General features: G+C 70.0%; 1 protein-coding gene. It reads left to right on the top strand.

Going from position 1 to position 400, the window contains the following annotated elements; translation table 11 throughout:
* Window positions 1–400 (top strand): ATP-binding cassette domain-containing protein (locus RM572_RS29535; protein WP_311676407.1); only part of this gene is annotated, 400 nt, incomplete at both ends.

Genomic DNA, 400 nt, shown 5'->3' with positions numbered 1-400 from the left:
GTGACCCAGGATCCGACGATCTACGACGACCTGCGGGTGATCGACAACGTGCGGTACGTCGCCGCGCTGTACGGAACGTCGGCGGACTCGGCGGCAGATGCCATCCGGTCGGTCGGTCTCGACGATCACCGCACCGCCTACTGCGGCAATCTCTCGGGTGGACAGCGCACCCGGGTCTCGCTGGCCTGCGCCCTGGTGTCCGAGCCCGAACTCCTGGTGCTCGACGAACCCACCGTCGGCCTCGACCCCGAACAGCGCATGCGCTTCCGGGAGTTGATCGCCCAGGCGGGCGAGGGCCGCACCGTCCTGCTCTCCACCCACCAGACCGAGGACGTCGCGATGCTCTGCCACCGCGTGCTGGTCATGGCCGCCGGCCGGATCCGCTTCGACGGCACCCCCG

This window comes from Streptomyces hazeniae, from assembly GCF_031845485.1.
GTDB lineage: Bacteria > Actinomycetota > Actinomycetes > Streptomycetales > Streptomycetaceae > Streptomyces > Streptomyces hazeniae.
The sequence above is the reverse complement of the archived record's forward strand: the minus strand, read 5'-3'. Positions and strand labels throughout refer to the sequence as shown.